Genomic DNA, 14,648 nt, shown 5'->3' with positions numbered 1-14,648 from the left:
CCCCGACTGGTCGGTCCCAACGTCGACCCCAACGAGACAGCCATGAGCGCACAAGACACCATCCGCCAGACCATCACCGCCAACCCGGTCGTGCTCTACATGAAGGGCACGCCGCAATTCCCGATGTGCGGCTTCTCCGCCGGCGCCGTGCAGATCCTCAAGAACTGCGGCGTGCCGTTCGCCGCCGTCAACGTGCTCGAGGACCCGGAAGTCCGCCAGGGCATCAAGGAATTCGCCAACTGGCCGACGATTCCGCAGCTCTACATCAAGGGCGAATTCGTCGGCGGCTCGGACATCATGAAAGAGCTGTTCGCATCGGGCGAACTGCAGAAGATGCTCGAAGGCATCGAAGGCTGAGCCGGGCACCGGCCGAAAAAAACCCGCCGGTCCGGCGGGTTTTTTCATGCGCGGACGAGACGGGTTCAGCCGTTGTCGACCGCCCACGGCTTGCCGGCTTCCTGCTTGTAGCCGGAGCCGCGGTGTGCGGCGATCCAGTCGGCCGCCGACGCGAGCTGGGTGTCGCTGAGCCTGATCGCGGCGTCCTGCAGCATCGTTTTGCGGACCAGTTGCTGGCGCGCGATGTTCAGCCCGCCGACGGCGAGCACGGTGGCGATGGCGATCCCGATCAGCGGGGCAAGCGTCGTGCCGAGGCGGCGTGCGGTCGTGTTCATGCCGGCGATGATCGCGCTTCGGCCGGCGGAAAGCCCGGCAGTTTGCACGCCGGCACCGCGTGAACAATGACGCTGGCCTGGCGCGGCCAGCAAACCCCGGTGCAACGTGCCGGCACGGCGTACGAACACGTCCCACAGGGACTCCCTGCGGTCGCAACAGTACAAGAAGTACGGCAGGTGAGTACAACGACGCCAGCTGTCAGCCGCGCTGATCAGTGCGGCAGCCGGTCGCCGAAATTGACCAGCGCCACGCCGACGACGACCAGCAGCGCGCCGAGCATCCGCCAGCCGCCGATGTCGCGCAGCGGCATGCCGAGGATGCCGAAGCGGTCGAACAGCAGCGATGCGCAGACCTGGCCGGCAATGATCAGCGAGATCATCGCCGCGACGCCGATCCGCGGCGCGATCAGGGTCGAGCCGAAAACGAAGAAGGCGCCGAGCACGCCGCCGGATAGCTGCCACGCGCTGGCGTGGGACAGGTTGGCGAGCCCCGCCCAGCGCTGGCCGGTGGCGATTGCGGCGATTGCGAGCACGAGCGTACCGACGGCGAACGACACCAGCGCCGCCAGCACCGTGCTGCCGCCGATCAGCAGCCTGACGTGATTGTTGACCGCTGCCTGCAGCGGGATGACAAGACCTATCGCGGTCGCGAGCAGGAAATACACCAGTTGCATGATGGCCCTCCTTTCCCATACTTTATGGAGCACCCCGCACTGCGGGCGCCATTGATTTTCATCCGCTCAGTAATGGTTTGGGCCAATTCGTTCAGGAGGGCAACAATGTCGGGCAAGTACGAACTCAAGCAGGCCAAGGACGGCCAGTACATGTTCAACCTCAAGGCTGCCAACGGTCAGGTGATCCTGACCAGCGAGCTGTACAAGACCAAGGCGTCGGCCGAGAACGGCATCGAGTCGGTCAGGACCAACTCGCCGCTCGAAGAGCGCTACGAGCGCCGCGAGAACAAGAACGGCGAGCCGTATTTCGTCCTCAAGGCCGCCAACCACCAGGAAATCGGCCGCAGCGAGTACTACAGCAGCAAGGCGGCCATGGAGAACGGCATCGAGTCGGTGAAGAAGAACGGCCCGGATTCGCCGGTCGTCGAAGCCTGAGTCTGATCGGCATGAAAAAAGCGCCGCATTGCGGCGCTTTTTTCATTGCGGCAGCGCGCCGGCCGCCTCGGCGACGGCATCCGGCGGCGGACAGGGATCGCGGAACGTGAACGCGTACGGGGTCGGACCATGCTGGCGCAGGTGGGCCAGCCGCTGTGCCGCTTCCTCGCTGGTCGGCACGTGGCCGGCCGGTACCCACCACAACACCATGTAGGCATCGCGCATCTTGTCGAACCATTCGCGGCGGCGCTTGAAGATCTGCGCGTGGTCCGAACGGTAGACATAGTCGTGCAGCGCATCGACGCCGTCCCACACCGACATGTTGACGAGGACGTCGTCGCCGAACGGCCGGATCGCGGTGGCGTCGCCGGCTTCGTCCTGCAGCCGCCAGACGAAGCCCGGTGCGGCTTCGGCCAGCGCGTTGATCCGGTCCAGCTCGGCGACGAAGCCGGCGAGCTGCGGCGAGTCGAGCGGGGCCAGCAGGGTGGCGATGTTCAGTTGGGCAAGCTGGTACGTCGGCACGAGGACTCCTGCATCGGGTTGAAAAAGTTGCGTGAAATGGGGTGAAAAACCTATCCGCCAGCCCGTGCGGCCTGCAATGCGGCGATGTCGATCCGGGTCATCGTCATCAGCGCCTGCATCGCCCGGCCGGCCGCGGTCTGATCGTCGCCGCCGAGCAGTGCGGCCAGGTCGCGCGGCACCACCTGCCAGCTCACGCCGAAGCGGTCGGTGAGCCAGCCGCACTGCTGGTACTGGCCGCGCTCGCCGAGCGCTTCCCAGTAGCGGTCGATGCCGGCCTGATCGTCGCAGTGGACGACGAAGGACGTCGCCGGCGAGAAGCGGTACTGCGGCCCGCCGTTGAGTGCGGTGAAGCGCAGGCCGTCGAGGTCGAAGCCGACGGTCAGCGCCGTCCCTTTCGGAAACGGCATGCCGTCGCCGTAGCGCAGCGTGTCGGTGATGCGCGAGTTCGGGAAGACCGACACGTAGAACGTTGCGGCCTCCTCGGCGTTGCCGTCGAACCAGAGGAAGGGCGTGATCGTTTGCATCGTGCGTCTCCGTATGGCGCGGCCGCGACGGCCGCGTTACCCGGCATAGCGCACGACGGCCGCGCCGTAGCGCCGGCCCGATGACCGGTCAGCGCTGGCGTACCGTGCCGGCGTCCTGGCCGAACAGCACCTTCTTCTCGTCGTCGCTCATCGGCTTGCCCGGGTTGATCTCGTCGGCCCGGGCGTAGGCGCGCTGCACGGCCGGCCGGGCGGCGATCGCGTCGAACCAGCGCTTGAGATGAGGGAAGTCGGCCAGATCCTGGCCCTGGCGCTCGTACGGCACGACCCATGGATAGGCGGCGATGTCGGCGATGCTGTACTCGTCGCCGGCCAGATACGCCGATTCGCCGAGGCGCTTGTCCATCACCGCGTACAGCCTTGCGGTTTCCTTCACGTAGCGCTCGATCGCGTACGGCAGCTTTTCCGGCGCGTACTGGCTGAAGTGGTGGTTCTGCCCGGCCATCGGGCCGAGGCCGCCCATCTGCCAGAACAGCCATTGCAGCGCCGCGTTTCGGCCGCGCAGGTCCTGCGGAATCAGCCGGCCGGTCTTGTCGGCCAGGTACAGCAGGATCGCGCCCGATTCGAACAGCGGCACCGGCGCGCCGCCGTCGGCCGGGTTCCGGTCGACGATGGCCGGGATCCGGTTGTTCGGGGCGATCTTCAGGAAAGCCGGGTCGAACTGCTCGCCCTTGCCGATGTTGACCGGGTGGATTGTGTAATCGAGGCCGGTTTCCTCGAGAAAGATGCTGACCTTGTGGCCGTTCGGCGTGGTCCAGTAGTACAGGTCGATCATGGTGCGCTCCTGCCGCCCCGGCGGGGACGGGCTGTTACACTGCGGTGGGGATGCCAACCGGGATGAAATGATGCCGTTCACGCTGGATAACAAGCTGGTCGTGGCGATTTCTTCGCGCGCGCTGCTCGACTTCGAGGACGAGAACCGCGTGTTCGAATCGGGCGATGCCGCCGCCTACATGGCACTGCAGCTCGAGCGGCTCGAAACCGCCGCGCACGCCGGTGTGGCGCTGCCGCTGGTGAAGAAGCTGCTGGCGTTCAACGCCGGCGGCGAACATCGGGTCGAAGTGGTGATCCTGTCGCGCAACGATCCGGTCAGCGGGCTGCGGGTGTTCCACTCGGCCGGCGCGCACGGCCTCAGGCTCGAGCGTGGCGTGTTCACCCAGGGGCGCGAGCCTTACCGCTACCTTGGCCCGCTCAAGGCCAACCTGTTCCTGTCGGCCAATGCCGACGACGTCCGCGCGGCGCTCGACGCCGGCTTTCCGGCTGCGCACGTCTACCCGGATTCGGTACGCGCGGCCGAGCATCCCGACGAAATCCGCATCGCCTTCGACGGCGACGCGGTGCTGTTCTCCGACGAGGCCGAGCGCATCTACCAGGGCGCCGGGCTGCCGGCTTTCCACGCGCACGAAGCCGCGCACTCGCGCGAACCGTTGCCGGCCGGGCCGTTCAAATCGTTCCTCGAGGCGCTGCACCGCTTGCAGTCGGCCGCCGCGCCGATGAAGATCCGCACCGCGCTGGTCACCGCGCGCAGCGCGCCGGCGCACGAACGCGCGATCCGCACGCTGATGGACTGGCACATCCACGTCGACGAGGCGATGTTCCTCGGCGGGCTCGAGAAGGGGCCTTTCCTCGCCGCGTTCGAGCCGGACTTCTTCTTCGACGACCAGACCGGCCATTGCCGCTCGGCCGCGCTGGCCGGGCCCACCGGGCAGGTGCTCGCCGGCATCGCAAATCCGGTGCATTAGGCGGCTGCGCCTGCGCATCTCGCGCCCGTCCGGTGCTCCGAACCCCGCAAGGGGGCTACCTTCGGGGCGCACCGCCCGGGTGCTTCCTTCGGGGCGTCCTCATGTACCTGAACGTACATTCCGGTTTCTGCGCTCCGGGCGAGCGCGACCTGCTTTGGCTCGCTCGCCTACTAACACCGTCCACACTCTTGCGCGGCCTCGTTTTGGGTATGCGCATCGCGGGCGGCGGCAATCTGCCGCAGCGCGGCCGCGGGGCGATGGCATAAGCTCAGGGTCTGACCCCCACGGAGCCCAGTCATGCACCATGCCCGCCTCAAACCGTTTCCGCAGGACTTTCTCTGGGGCGCCGCGTCGGCGGCGTATCAGGTCGAGGGTGCATGGGATGCCGACGGCAAGGGGCCGTCGGTCTGGGACGTTTTTACCAAGGAGCCCGGCCGCACCTTCAAGGGCAGCAACGGCGACGTCGCGGTCGACCATTACCACCGCTTCAGGGAAGACGTCGCGCTGATGGCCGAGCAGGGGCTGACCGCCTACCGTTTCTCGGTCAGCTGGCCGCGCATCTTCCCGCAGGGCCGCGGCACGCCGAACGAGGCCGGGCTGGCATTCTACGATGCGCTGATCGACGAACTGATCGCCCACGGCATCGCGCCGGTGCTGACGCTCTACCACTGGGACCTGCCGCAGGCGTTGCAGGACGAATACGGCGGCTGGGAATCGCGGGCCATCGTCGACGACTTCACCGCCTACTGCGTGACGCTGTACCGGCGCTACGGCCACAAGGTGAAGTACTGGGTATCGCTGAACGAGCAGAACTACAACCTGAGCAATGCCTACCTGCTCGGCACCCACCCGCCGGCGGTGCAGGACCGCAAGCGTTTCTACGCCGCCAACCACCACGCCTTCCTTGCCAACGCCAGCGCGATCGCCGCATTCCGCGAGCACGTGCCGGGCGGCCTGATCGGCCCGAGCTTCGCCTACTCGCCGGCTTACCCGGCGTCGAGCAGCCCGGCCGACATGCTGGCGTTCGAAAACGCCGAGGAGTTCACCAACCACTGGTGGCTGGATACCTACTGCCTTGGCCGCTACCCGCTCGCTGCGCTGAACTATCTGCACGAGACCGGCGAAGCGCCGGACATCCAGCCCGGCGATCTCGAGCTGCTGGCGCGCGGCAAGCCCGACTTCGTCGGCGTGAACTACTACTACACGCTCAGCTATACCGACAACCCGCTGGGCGGCGTGACCCTGCAGCGCATCAACACCACCGGCCAGAAGGGCACGACGCCGTCGTCGGGCGTGCCGGGGCTGTACAAGACCGCGCCGAATCCGCACCTGCAGACATCGAACTGGGACTGGGCGATCGACCCGACCGGGCTGCGCATCGCGCTGCGCCGCATCGCCAGCCGCTACCGGCTGCCGATGATGATCACCGAGAACGGCCTCGGCGAATTCGACGTGCTCGGCGACGACGATACCGTCCGCGACGACTACCGGATCGCCTACCTGCAAGGCCATATCGAAGCGTGCCGCGAGGCGATCAGCGACGGCATCGCGCTGATCGGCTACTGCCCGTGGTCGTTCACCGACATCCTCTCGTGGCTCAACGGCTACCAGAAGCGCTACGGCTTCGTTTACGTCGACCGCGACGAAACCGACGCCCGTGCGCTGCGCCGGGTGCGCAAGGACAGCTTCTACTGGTACCGCGACCTGATCGCGAACAACGGCGAGGCATCGTGAACGGTGTACCTGTCTTGCTTACACCGCATTTTTGCCCGGATTGCTAGGGTTATATGTGATTGACTTACGGCTGTGATAGATTGTTCGGGTTGCAGTTTCCCGAAAAACAAGACATATGCCCCCGCTCCGAACCGACCGGCCCAGGCGCAAGGCCCGCGCCGGCTTCACGCTGATCGAGGTGATGATCACCATCGCGATCATCGGCATCCTCGCCAGCATCGCCCTCCCGGCGTACAGCAACTACGTCAACCGCGCCAAGGCCAGGACGGCCGGGGCTGATTTGGTCAGCCTGTCGCTGGCAGTGGAAAACATCTATCAGAAACAGCTGGCCTACCCGACCAAGGCGACGGCCGCCGTTGCGACGACGGTCGCGACGACCTGGACGCCGGCCGCGCAGTCGACCGATTTCGACTACACCTACCTCTCCGCCGCGGGCGCCAACTACACCCTGACCGCGACCGGCAAGGGGGGCATGAACGGCTGCACCCTGACGCTGAACAGCGCCGGCGCCCGCACGCCTTCGGAGGCCAATCCGACTGGCGGTGGTGCGGCCTGCGGTGGCCTGACCAAATGGTAGATGGCCGCGGCTTCACGCTGATCGAGCTGATGATCACCATCGCGATCCTGGCGTTGCTGCTCGCGGTCGGCGTGCCGTTCACCCAGCGCTGGGGCCAGAGCGCGCGGGTGCAGCAGGTCGAAAGCACATTGAAACAGGGCTTTGCCCACGCCAAGGCCGTAGCGCTGCGTAACCCGACCGGCGCCACAACCGGCAGCGCCGCCGTGTTGCGGCTGGAGGGGGACGATCTGGTGGTGTGCGAGGGCGCGGTGACGTGCACGACGGCCAATGCCGTGTGGCGCGGCAGCAAGCCCACGAGCACGACGATCAGCCTGAACGGGCTTGCAACCACAGGCGGCCTGGGTTTTTCCAACCAGGGCATGGCGACTGCATCCAGCTACACAGTGAGCGACGGCGATGAAACATCAGATGAAATATCAGATAACGGTGACGAAACGCAGAAAACGTTGCATTGAGCAGTACGGACACCAACGTGGTGAAGCGATGCTCGAGGCATTGATCGGCATCCTCCTGATGGCCGCGATCGGCCTTGGATTGACCTATGCGGCATCGCGTGCGGCGGTGGCGCAGCGGTATACCAATACCCAGAACATCGTGGTTTCTGCCATTCGGGAACAGCTTGTTTCAATGGCGAACTTGAGTGCAAAGTGCGGGAATACGATTCAGGTTTCAGTTGCTGCCAATAAAAATATAAATTTCACGGTTAATTGTGATCCGGTATCTATTGCCGGAAAAACAATTAAAGTACTTAGCAGTATAGAAAATGTACCCGATGACGATTCACGCGAGTTGCTGGGAGGCGATGGAAAGATCGTCATCAGTGCAACGGAGTGAATCCATAATGCGCAATTTCTCGCAACAGCGCGGTATTTCGATCATCAGTATGATGGTCGGCTTGACGATTTCAATGATTGTCGTCTTGGCGATGATGTCGCTATACAAAACCACCGTGAAAACCACGCTGGAAAGCAAATCTTCCGCAGTGAAGGATGGTAGCCGTATTTCGGCCTTTCTGACCGTCGAGTCAGCGCTTCAAAGCGCCGGTTACGGGGTCGAGTATGCCGACGCAGCCGCCCTCGCTGGCGCTTTGTTTGCATTCCAAAAGGACGGGGACGATGATTTCGCCGCGTTCGATCCGACCTTGATCGGCACGAAAAGCAATGCGGCTTTGGTTTGGTCATGGAGCAGCGTATCCAACGGTGTTGCACCGACGGCGGCTGATCGGTGCGCAATTTTGTTTGCCCCGGCGCGCGGCGGACTGCAGTACGTCGCCTCTGCGAACTGCCCAACACCGGGGGCGCCGACTGCCGGCGGCGTTGAAGATGCAGTGGCTAATCATGCGGTCTGGATTGTTGGCCCGGCATCGCCTCAGGTCACGATCAATGTGACTCCAGATGCCGGTTGCGAGCCGTTTGGTATTACTACTGCGCCAGCAGGAACAGTCGGAGGCAAGTTCAAGGTGGTGCTGAATACAACGAACAGCAATGGCATTGCTGTAACCAGCACAACTTGTCTTGCCAATCTTCATTTGGCCGCCGCGTGAGGCTAACTATGATGCATTCGCTTCAAATTCGTCCTACGGCGCAGCGTGGTATCGCGACCGTTCTGATCCTGCTGTTGACCGGATTGTCGCTGACCGCTGCGGTGCTCGGTACCGTGTATTACGTCCGTGGCACGCAGGAGCAGGGTGTATCGGCACATGCAGCAACGCAGGCGCAATTGAAGGCTTGGACCGGTGTTGAGGCAATTCAGCTGTATCTGACGACATTGAGCTCGGATGAAGTAAGGGAGCTGACTGCGGGCAGTTTAAATTCAGCCCTTCAAACGGCATTGGGTGGTCGTACCGATATTGAGGTCAAAGCAGTTGTATGGCAAGACTCGGCAAAGCAGCTGGTGGTCGATGTAAAGGGTAAAACAGCTGAAGGCACGCGTGCCCAATCGACGTCGACGGTCCAGGTCGTTTATGCAGTGGCAGCGGGAACAGGCGGCGCTCAGCAATGCAGCAACGTACCCAAGGCGGCACTGGTATTCAACGGATCGGTTGATTACAGCGGCGGCAGCATGGAAATCGTCACGTCGGAGAGCAAGCTCGACAGCATTGCCGTGAATGGACTGCTTACGATTGGCAGCGGCTCATCGGCCAAAGTTTCCGGGTGCACCAAGGATGATGTGAATCTGAGTGGCGGCGGCGTCGCCGATGGGGCCGAGCTGTATTCGGAGGGCAGTATTTCGATTGCAAGCATGACGCCGCCGGTGAGGGCCGACCTCTGGGGCAAGAGCGTCAGCCTGTCACAGGATCAAGGAACGTATACGGGAATCCGGGCCGGGGCGTTCAACGCGGCACTGACTGCTGGCTCGGTTACCGGAACGACCGTCGTCGGCGGGATCAAGCAGGCCGATGGCACGATCATTCCACCCACTACGGGGCTGATCGTTATCACGCTGTCCGACGGATCCAAGTTCCTGCTGAATCTGAAAAATACTTCGGTCAACAACGGGACGATCACGCAGGACGGCAGTGCGGAGCGACTGTCCGGCTCGGGAACGCTACCTACCACGTTTCGCCTAAGCTACAGCTCTCTGTACGGCGGCGGTATTACGCTCAAGCAGTCCAAGGTGGACCTGCTCTGGGGCGGCGACGTGGCGATTACCGGCTGGGACGGAACCTACACAACGCTCAAGGCGTACGGCGACGTCAACATGTACCACAGCACGATGGGCACGATTACCGGCGGTGGCAATTTCTACATGACCAACAATGGCAACCCGACGATCTCCGATAGCGGCGTGATTGCTGGGAAAAGCTATGCGGCAGGGGTGCTGAAGACCTTTCCCAAGTTGCAGACCGATGTCGCAGGGACCTCACCGGGGCTGCCGGGTGTGCCGTACTGTGATGCCAGAGTCGATACGATCAACGTGGCGGGTATGCAGGATCAGGCGAACTACGTGTTCTATTTCGACCAGGCCTCGGGCGATCCGATGCTCAAAATCCAGAACGTCAATCGTTCATCCGACAAAAGCGCTGTTGGCTCTGGACCGTACAATCTGAAGAACGATTCGTTCTCGATCGCCGGCGTGTCGTACAAGAGCCTGATGTTGTGCAACAACGGCAACGATGGCTGTGGCAAGTCTGCGACCAGAGCGGCGGGCTGGGACCTGACCGGAATGAAGAAATTTCCGGCCGGGGTATTCTGGTTTGAAGGCAAGGTGACGCTGAATGGCGTCGACATCGGCAAGACGATCTCGACTGGCGAACGAGGCAATGCCGGCACGAAGAACGCGTTGATCGGCACCATTATGTCGACCGACAAAGTGACGCTTGGCAGCAATTCGGCGGCACTGGCTGCACCGAACTTCGTCGCGCCGAGTGACGTTTGCGACGGAACCTTCTACCCGGCGAATCTGTGTGACAAGACCGCCACGCCTTCCAAATTCCAAACGTGGAAGGACTCGGGAGGCAATTCACATACGGGGATGCCGATTGGCAATATGGCGATTCTGACCGATGGTGCGCTTGATACTTCGGGCTGGTACATCAAGGGCAACGTGATTCTCGGCAAGGATTTGTTGACCTCGGGCGCAGTGACCACCGTGGTCGGTGCGATGACTGTTGGTGCCAATCAGGTCAGCAGGACGACAATCAGCCAGGGCGGCATCAAGATTGTCCGGACCGGCGTCGACGCCGATCAGGACTATGTTCCGGGCAAGAACTGCAACAATACGCCTGCAGCAGGAACGACTGCCCGCGTCCTCTGGAGCCGCTACCTCTAAGCCGCATCGCGCATCCATCGGCCAGCCCTCATCGGCTGGCCGATTTTTTTTGGTGCGTGTCCGTGGGACAATCACGTTTTACGCGTCGCCCCGGCCTTGTATGACTGCATCAGAACACACGCTCCGCAACCTCATCGTCCACCATCTGGTCAAGGCGCCGCACGGCGATGCGACCATGGTGCTGCGCGATGCCGAAATCGCGCCTTCCCCCGCTGCCCAGCAACTGGTCGACCAGCTGGTCGATCGTTACAGCGAGCGCAGCGGCAAGGGCTACGGCCGCTTCGAGGACGACGAGGACGGCTTTCCGGTGCAGCGCTTGTTGCGCCAGCACGTGGTCGACGGGGCGGTCGATTTCGTCACCTTGTCGAAGTTGCTGATGCAGCAGCTGCTGGCGCGGATCGAGGCCGAGCCGCTGGCGGCCGGCGGCTACGTGGTGATCGCGCGGCTCGAGCATGCCGGCAGCGATTACCTGTTCATCGCGCTGGCCAGCGAAGCCATCGGTACCGCGATCGGTGACGGTCTGAGTATCGTCGACAGCCCCTATCTCGACCTGACGGCGCTGCGCGTCGCCGGCCGGATCGACCTCTCGGCATGGCTGCGCGGCGTCGAGCGTTGCATTAGCTTCCTCAAGGGCCGTGGCGACGTCGCCAACTACTTCAAGCTTTTCCTCGGCTGCAACGACGTGGTGATTGCGCTGAAGGAGACGCAGAAGCTGGTGCAAGGACTGACGCAGTTCGCCGAGCGCGAGCAGTTGCCGGCGCCGCAGCGCGATGCGCTGTTCGAGCGCGCCCACGGCATGCTCGACGAAGCCGGCGATGCGGGCGCGCCGCTGAGCCTCGACCAGCTGGTCGAGCAGGCGTGGCCCGACGCGCCGGGGCTGTTGCGCGAGGCGCTGAATGACGACGAGAGCAGGATCGCCAGCGACTTCGTCCCGGACCGCCGCGCGATTCGGCCGCTGACGCATTTCAAGGCCAAGGCCGACCACTGGAAGATCGAGTTCGACCGCAACAGCCTGCGCAGCGGCCAGGTAATCTACGATCGCGACAACGGCACGCTGATTTTGACCGAGATCCCCGAAGGGTTGCGGCGGGCGCTGCTCGGTGATCGCTAGGGCGCGCTGATCGCTGGGTGGCGGCCCGCCGGCGTTGAGCGGTGAGCTGGGCTGACGTCGGTGTTTAGCGCCTTCGGCGCGTTGTGAGAGACGTTGACAGCCGGTTTCGCCCGGCGGACGTGATACTTTCTTTTGCTTCGCCAAAAGAAAGTACCCAAAGAAAAGGCGTGCGCTGCATCGCGCGTCGCTAGGCGGCAAAGCCGCCAAGCTTTGGCGTGACCCGCATCCGCGCCCCGCTAAAGCGGGGTTCCCTGTGCTGCTCAGTCGCCACGGCGGGAATCGCAAACTCGCTGCGCTCAAACAGTGCTCGCCGAAGTCCCCGTGCCGACTTGCGCTGCTCGGCGCTACTGAGGGGGATCGGGGCGGTATGCAACGGGCGGCGAACAGGACTTAGTCAACCCGCTGCGGTGAAAAGCGCGCCGCCTTTCATCCCGTTCCAAGCCGCCGAGCAAAAGCCAAGCGGTGCGGGGTTTCGGCGAGCACTGTTTGAGCGAGCGTAGCTCGCGAGTTGCGCAGCCGCCGGACCGATTGGCTGGCGCGAGGGGAGCCCGAAGGGCCGGTTTGGCCGGGTCGCCTTTCTTTGGATACTTTCTTTGGCGAAGCAAAGAAAGTATCACGTCCGCCGGGCGGAACCGGCAATCAACGCCTTCAAACCGCGCCGAAGGCGCTAAGAAAACCTTTGATTGATAGTGCTGGCGGCTTTGCGCGGTGCGAGCGCCCCGGAAGGCGTCAAGCCGGCCGGGTCTTGTGGAAGGTGATCGGCGCCACCGGCACGCTGCTCGGCGGGGCCGACTTGAAGATGTGCGGCTTCATCTTGCCAATCACGTGCATCTCGCACGGCTTGCAGTCGAACTTGAGCGTATAGGTCTCGCTGCCGGACTTCAGCGTCATCGGTTCGGCCCGGATCTGGCCCTTGACGCCGATCACGCCCTTGGCCTGCTTCGGGCACAGGTTGTAGCTGAACCGCAGGCAGTGCTTGGTGATCATCACGCTGACTTCGCCCGGTTCCTCGTGCGCCTCGTACGCGGCGGCGATCAACTGCACGCCGTGCTTCGTGTAGAACGCGCGCGCGGCGTCGTTGTAGACGTTGGCCAGATAGCTCAGCGACGTTTCCGGGTAGGTGACCGGCGGAGAAACCGGAGCCTTGCGCTCGGGGCGTGGCCACGCGGCCACGCGCGCGGCTTCGAGCTGTTCGATCGCGTCGCGGCGCAGCGCGTTGATCGCGCCGTTCGGCACGAACCACGGCTGTGCCAGCTGCAGCGTGACGTCGTGGGCGCTGAACATCGTGTTGCCGAGCTTGGCGAGGCTGTCCTTCAGCCCGGCTTCCGCCTTGGCGGCGTCCCTGGCCGGCTCGAGCGCCAGCGTGGTACAGGCGGTGGCGCTGATGCCGTCCTCGTCGGTCACGGTCAGTGCCAACCCGTCGGCGGTGTCGGACAAACTCAGCCACGCACCGATGCTGCGGTCGGACGACTTCTGCGCCAGTACCTTTTCCCAGCCGTGATCGCGGTTGCGGTGGATGCGGCTGCCGACCTTCAGTCCCTTGAGCCCGGCCATCGCCTCGTTCGGGAACACGCGCCAGATCGTGCCGCCGTCGTCGCCGGCACCGACCTTTTCGGCGGTATTTGCCTGCACGCCGAACACCTCGCGCTTCTGCATGTAGTTGAGCCCGTCGCCGTTGGACAGCGGCGCATTGGCTTCGATCTCGAAAGACTTCGGCCCGATCTTGGTCACGGTGCCGAGTTCGACGCCGACGTACTTCGGCGAATCGAACGCACCGATATCGCCGTCCTCGCGGCCGTTGACGAAGTAGTCGGTGTGGCCGCGGTGGAAGTTCTTGTCGACGTCGGGCGCAAAGTACAGCTCGGTGCTGCCGCTGGACGCGCGGATCAGCTCCGGCCGGCGCTCGAGGATCTCGTCGAGCAGCACGCGGTAGTGGCCGGTGATGTTCTTCACATAGCCCATGTCCTTGTAGCGGCCCTCGATCTTGAAGCTGCGCACGCCGGCGTCGATCAGCGCCTCGAGGTTGGCGCTCTGGTCGTTGTCCTTCATCGACAGCAGATGCTTGTCGAACGCGACCACGCGGCCTTGGCTGTCGGACAGCGTGTACGGCAGCCGGCACGCCTGCGAGCAGTCGCCGCGGTTGGCGCTGCGGCCGGTATCGGCGTGGCTGATGTTGCACTGACCCGAATAGGCGACGCACAGCGCGCCGTGGATGAAGAACTCGATCGTCGTGTCGAGCGGCAGCTGCTCGCGCACGCGGGCGATCTGCTGCAGCGTCAGCTCGCGCGCGAGCACCACCTGCGAGAAACCGGCGTCGGCGAGGAAACGCGCCTTCTCCGGCGTGCGGATGTCGCACTGGGTCGACGCATGCAGCTGGATCGGCGGGATGTCGAGCTCGAGCAGGCCCATGTCCTGGACGATCAGTGCATCGACGCCGGCGTCGTACAACTGGCGCACCAGCTTGCGCGCCGGCTCCAGCTCGGCGTCGTGCAGGATGGTGTTGAGCGTGACGAAGATCCGGCTGTGGTAACGATGCGCGAACTTTACCAGCTCGGCGATCTCGCTGACGTCGTTACAGGCATTGTGCCGCGCGCCGAAGCCCGGCCCGCCGATATACACCGCATCCGCCCCGTGCAGGATCGCCTCGCGACCGATTTCAATGGTCTTGGCGGGGGCGAGGAGTTCGAGGTGGTTCAGCGGCAGGCTCATGGATTTTTGGCAGAGATGGAATTCAGTCAATTGTAACGTCATCGAGCCCTGGCTTGCTCTGACGTAGGCACATGTCATTCTGGCGTCCGGCAATCGTCAGTGAGGCTATGACTGGCGGGAAGATTGCTGCCTGGAAGCCGCTGGTGGAAAATGTTGTAAG

General features: G+C 63.8%; 16 protein-coding genes. 10 read left to right on the top strand and 6 right to left on the bottom strand.

What is annotated here, in order from left to right; all coding sequences use genetic code 11:
* The first annotated feature begins 42 nt into the window (after positions 1–42).
* Entirely contained in the window at positions 43–357 is a 315-nt protein-coding gene (gene grxD, locus BJP62_RS09675; RefSeq protein WP_070529359.1) for a Grx4 family monothiol glutaredoxin, read from the top strand.
* A 65-nt stretch (positions 358–422) separates the two neighbouring features.
* Here the strand turns inward: grxD and BJP62_RS09670 are convergent, their stop codons facing one another.
* Both BJP62_RS09670 and BJP62_RS09665 read right to left on the bottom strand, forming a co-directional pair.
* Positions 423–671 (bottom strand): hypothetical protein, encoded by a 249-nt coding sequence (locus BJP62_RS09670; RefSeq protein ID WP_070529357.1) that lies wholly within the window; start codon positions 669–671, stop codon positions 423–425.
* Between the two features lie 212 nt (positions 672–883).
* A complete protein-coding gene (locus BJP62_RS09665; RefSeq protein WP_070529355.1) occupies positions 884–1,345 on the bottom strand; it encodes a DMT family transporter in 462 nt (153 codons plus the stop codon).
* A gap of 105 nt (positions 1,346–1,450) precedes the next feature.
* Here BJP62_RS09665 and BJP62_RS09660 point away from each other — a divergent pair, with 105 nt between their 5' ends.
* Positions 1,451–1,780 (top strand): YegP family protein, encoded by a 330-nt coding sequence (locus BJP62_RS09660; protein ID WP_070529353.1) that lies wholly within the window; start codon positions 1,451–1,453, stop codon positions 1,778–1,780.
* Positions 1,781–1,822: 42 nt separating this feature from the next.
* Here the strand turns inward: BJP62_RS09660 and BJP62_RS09655 are convergent, their stop codons facing one another.
* The 3 genes from BJP62_RS09655 to BJP62_RS09645 all read right to left on the bottom strand — a co-directional run bounded on the left by BJP62_RS09655 (position 1,823) and on the right by BJP62_RS09645 (position 3,619).
* Positions 1,823–2,302 carry a DUF3291 domain-containing protein gene (locus BJP62_RS09655; protein WP_070529351.1) on the bottom strand — a complete coding sequence of 160 codons (480 nt, stop codon included), beginning with the start codon at positions 2,300–2,302 and terminating at the stop codon, positions 1,823–1,825.
* A gap of 50 nt (positions 2,303–2,352) precedes the next feature.
* On the bottom strand, positions 2,353–2,826 hold the full coding sequence (locus BJP62_RS09650) for a VOC family protein (protein ID WP_070529349.1): 474 nt from the start codon (positions 2,824–2,826) through the stop codon (positions 2,353–2,355).
* A gap of 88 nt (positions 2,827–2,914) precedes the next feature.
* Positions 2,915–3,619, bottom strand: coding sequence for a glutathione binding-like protein (locus BJP62_RS09645; RefSeq protein ID WP_070529348.1), 705 nt, complete (start codon positions 3,617–3,619; stop codon positions 2,915–2,917).
* A 70-nt stretch (positions 3,620–3,689) separates the two neighbouring features.
* Here BJP62_RS09645 and BJP62_RS09640 point away from each other — a divergent pair, with 70 nt between their 5' ends.
* The 8 genes from BJP62_RS09640 to BJP62_RS09605 all read left to right on the top strand — a co-directional run bounded on the left by BJP62_RS09640 (position 3,690) and on the right by BJP62_RS09605 (position 11,779).
* Complete coding sequence (locus BJP62_RS09640) at positions 3,690–4,586, top strand: 5'-nucleotidase (RefSeq protein ID WP_070529346.1); 897 nt, start codon at positions 3,690–3,692, stop codon at positions 4,584–4,586.
* A 297-nt stretch (positions 4,587–4,883) separates the two neighbouring features.
* Positions 4,884–6,320: a glycoside hydrolase family 1 protein gene (locus BJP62_RS09635; protein ID WP_070529344.1), complete on the top strand. Its 1,437-nt coding sequence runs from the start codon at positions 4,884–4,886 to the stop codon at positions 6,318–6,320.
* A gap of 115 nt (positions 6,321–6,435) precedes the next feature.
* A complete protein-coding gene (locus BJP62_RS19000; protein WP_070529342.1) occupies positions 6,436–6,897 on the top strand; it encodes a type IV pilin protein in 462 nt (153 codons plus the stop codon).
* Entirely contained in the window at positions 6,891–7,352 is a 462-nt protein-coding gene (locus BJP62_RS09625) for a prepilin-type N-terminal cleavage/methylation domain-containing protein (protein WP_070529340.1), read from the top strand. Before BJP62_RS19000 ends, BJP62_RS09625 begins: the two co-directional genes overlap by 7 nt.
* Positions 7,306–7,731: a hypothetical protein gene (locus BJP62_RS09620; RefSeq protein WP_168163821.1), complete on the top strand. Its 426-nt coding sequence runs from the start codon at positions 7,306–7,308 to the stop codon at positions 7,729–7,731. The genes BJP62_RS09625 and BJP62_RS09620 overlap by 47 nt, the downstream gene beginning before the upstream one ends.
* A gap of 7 nt (positions 7,732–7,738) precedes the next feature.
* Positions 7,739–8,440 (top strand): PilW family protein, encoded by a 702-nt coding sequence (locus tag BJP62_RS09615; RefSeq protein ID WP_070529337.1) that lies wholly within the window; start codon positions 7,739–7,741, stop codon positions 8,438–8,440.
* 8 nt (positions 8,441–8,448) lie between these two features.
* Positions 8,449–10,668, top strand: coding sequence for a hypothetical protein (locus BJP62_RS09610; protein ID WP_145927162.1), 2,220 nt, complete (start codon positions 8,449–8,451; stop codon positions 10,666–10,668).
* A gap of 100 nt (positions 10,669–10,768) precedes the next feature.
* On the top strand, positions 10,769–11,779 hold the full coding sequence (locus BJP62_RS09605) for a nucleoid-associated protein (protein WP_070529336.1): 1,011 nt from the start codon (positions 10,769–10,771) through the stop codon (positions 11,777–11,779).
* A 729-nt stretch (positions 11,780–12,508) separates the two neighbouring features.
* On the opposite strand, the gene BJP62_RS09600 is transcribed toward BJP62_RS09605, so the two are convergent.
* Positions 12,509–14,488: a U32 family peptidase gene (locus tag BJP62_RS09600; protein WP_070529334.1), complete on the bottom strand. Its 1,980-nt coding sequence runs from the start codon at positions 14,486–14,488 to the stop codon at positions 12,509–12,511.
* Positions 14,489–14,648: the final 160 nt, after the last annotated feature.

It is taken from the genome of Jeongeupia sp. USM3, from assembly GCF_001808185.1.
GTDB lineage: Bacteria > Pseudomonadota > Gammaproteobacteria > Burkholderiales > Chitinibacteraceae > Jeongeupia.
This window is presented reverse-complemented; position numbering and strand designations above follow the sequence as displayed.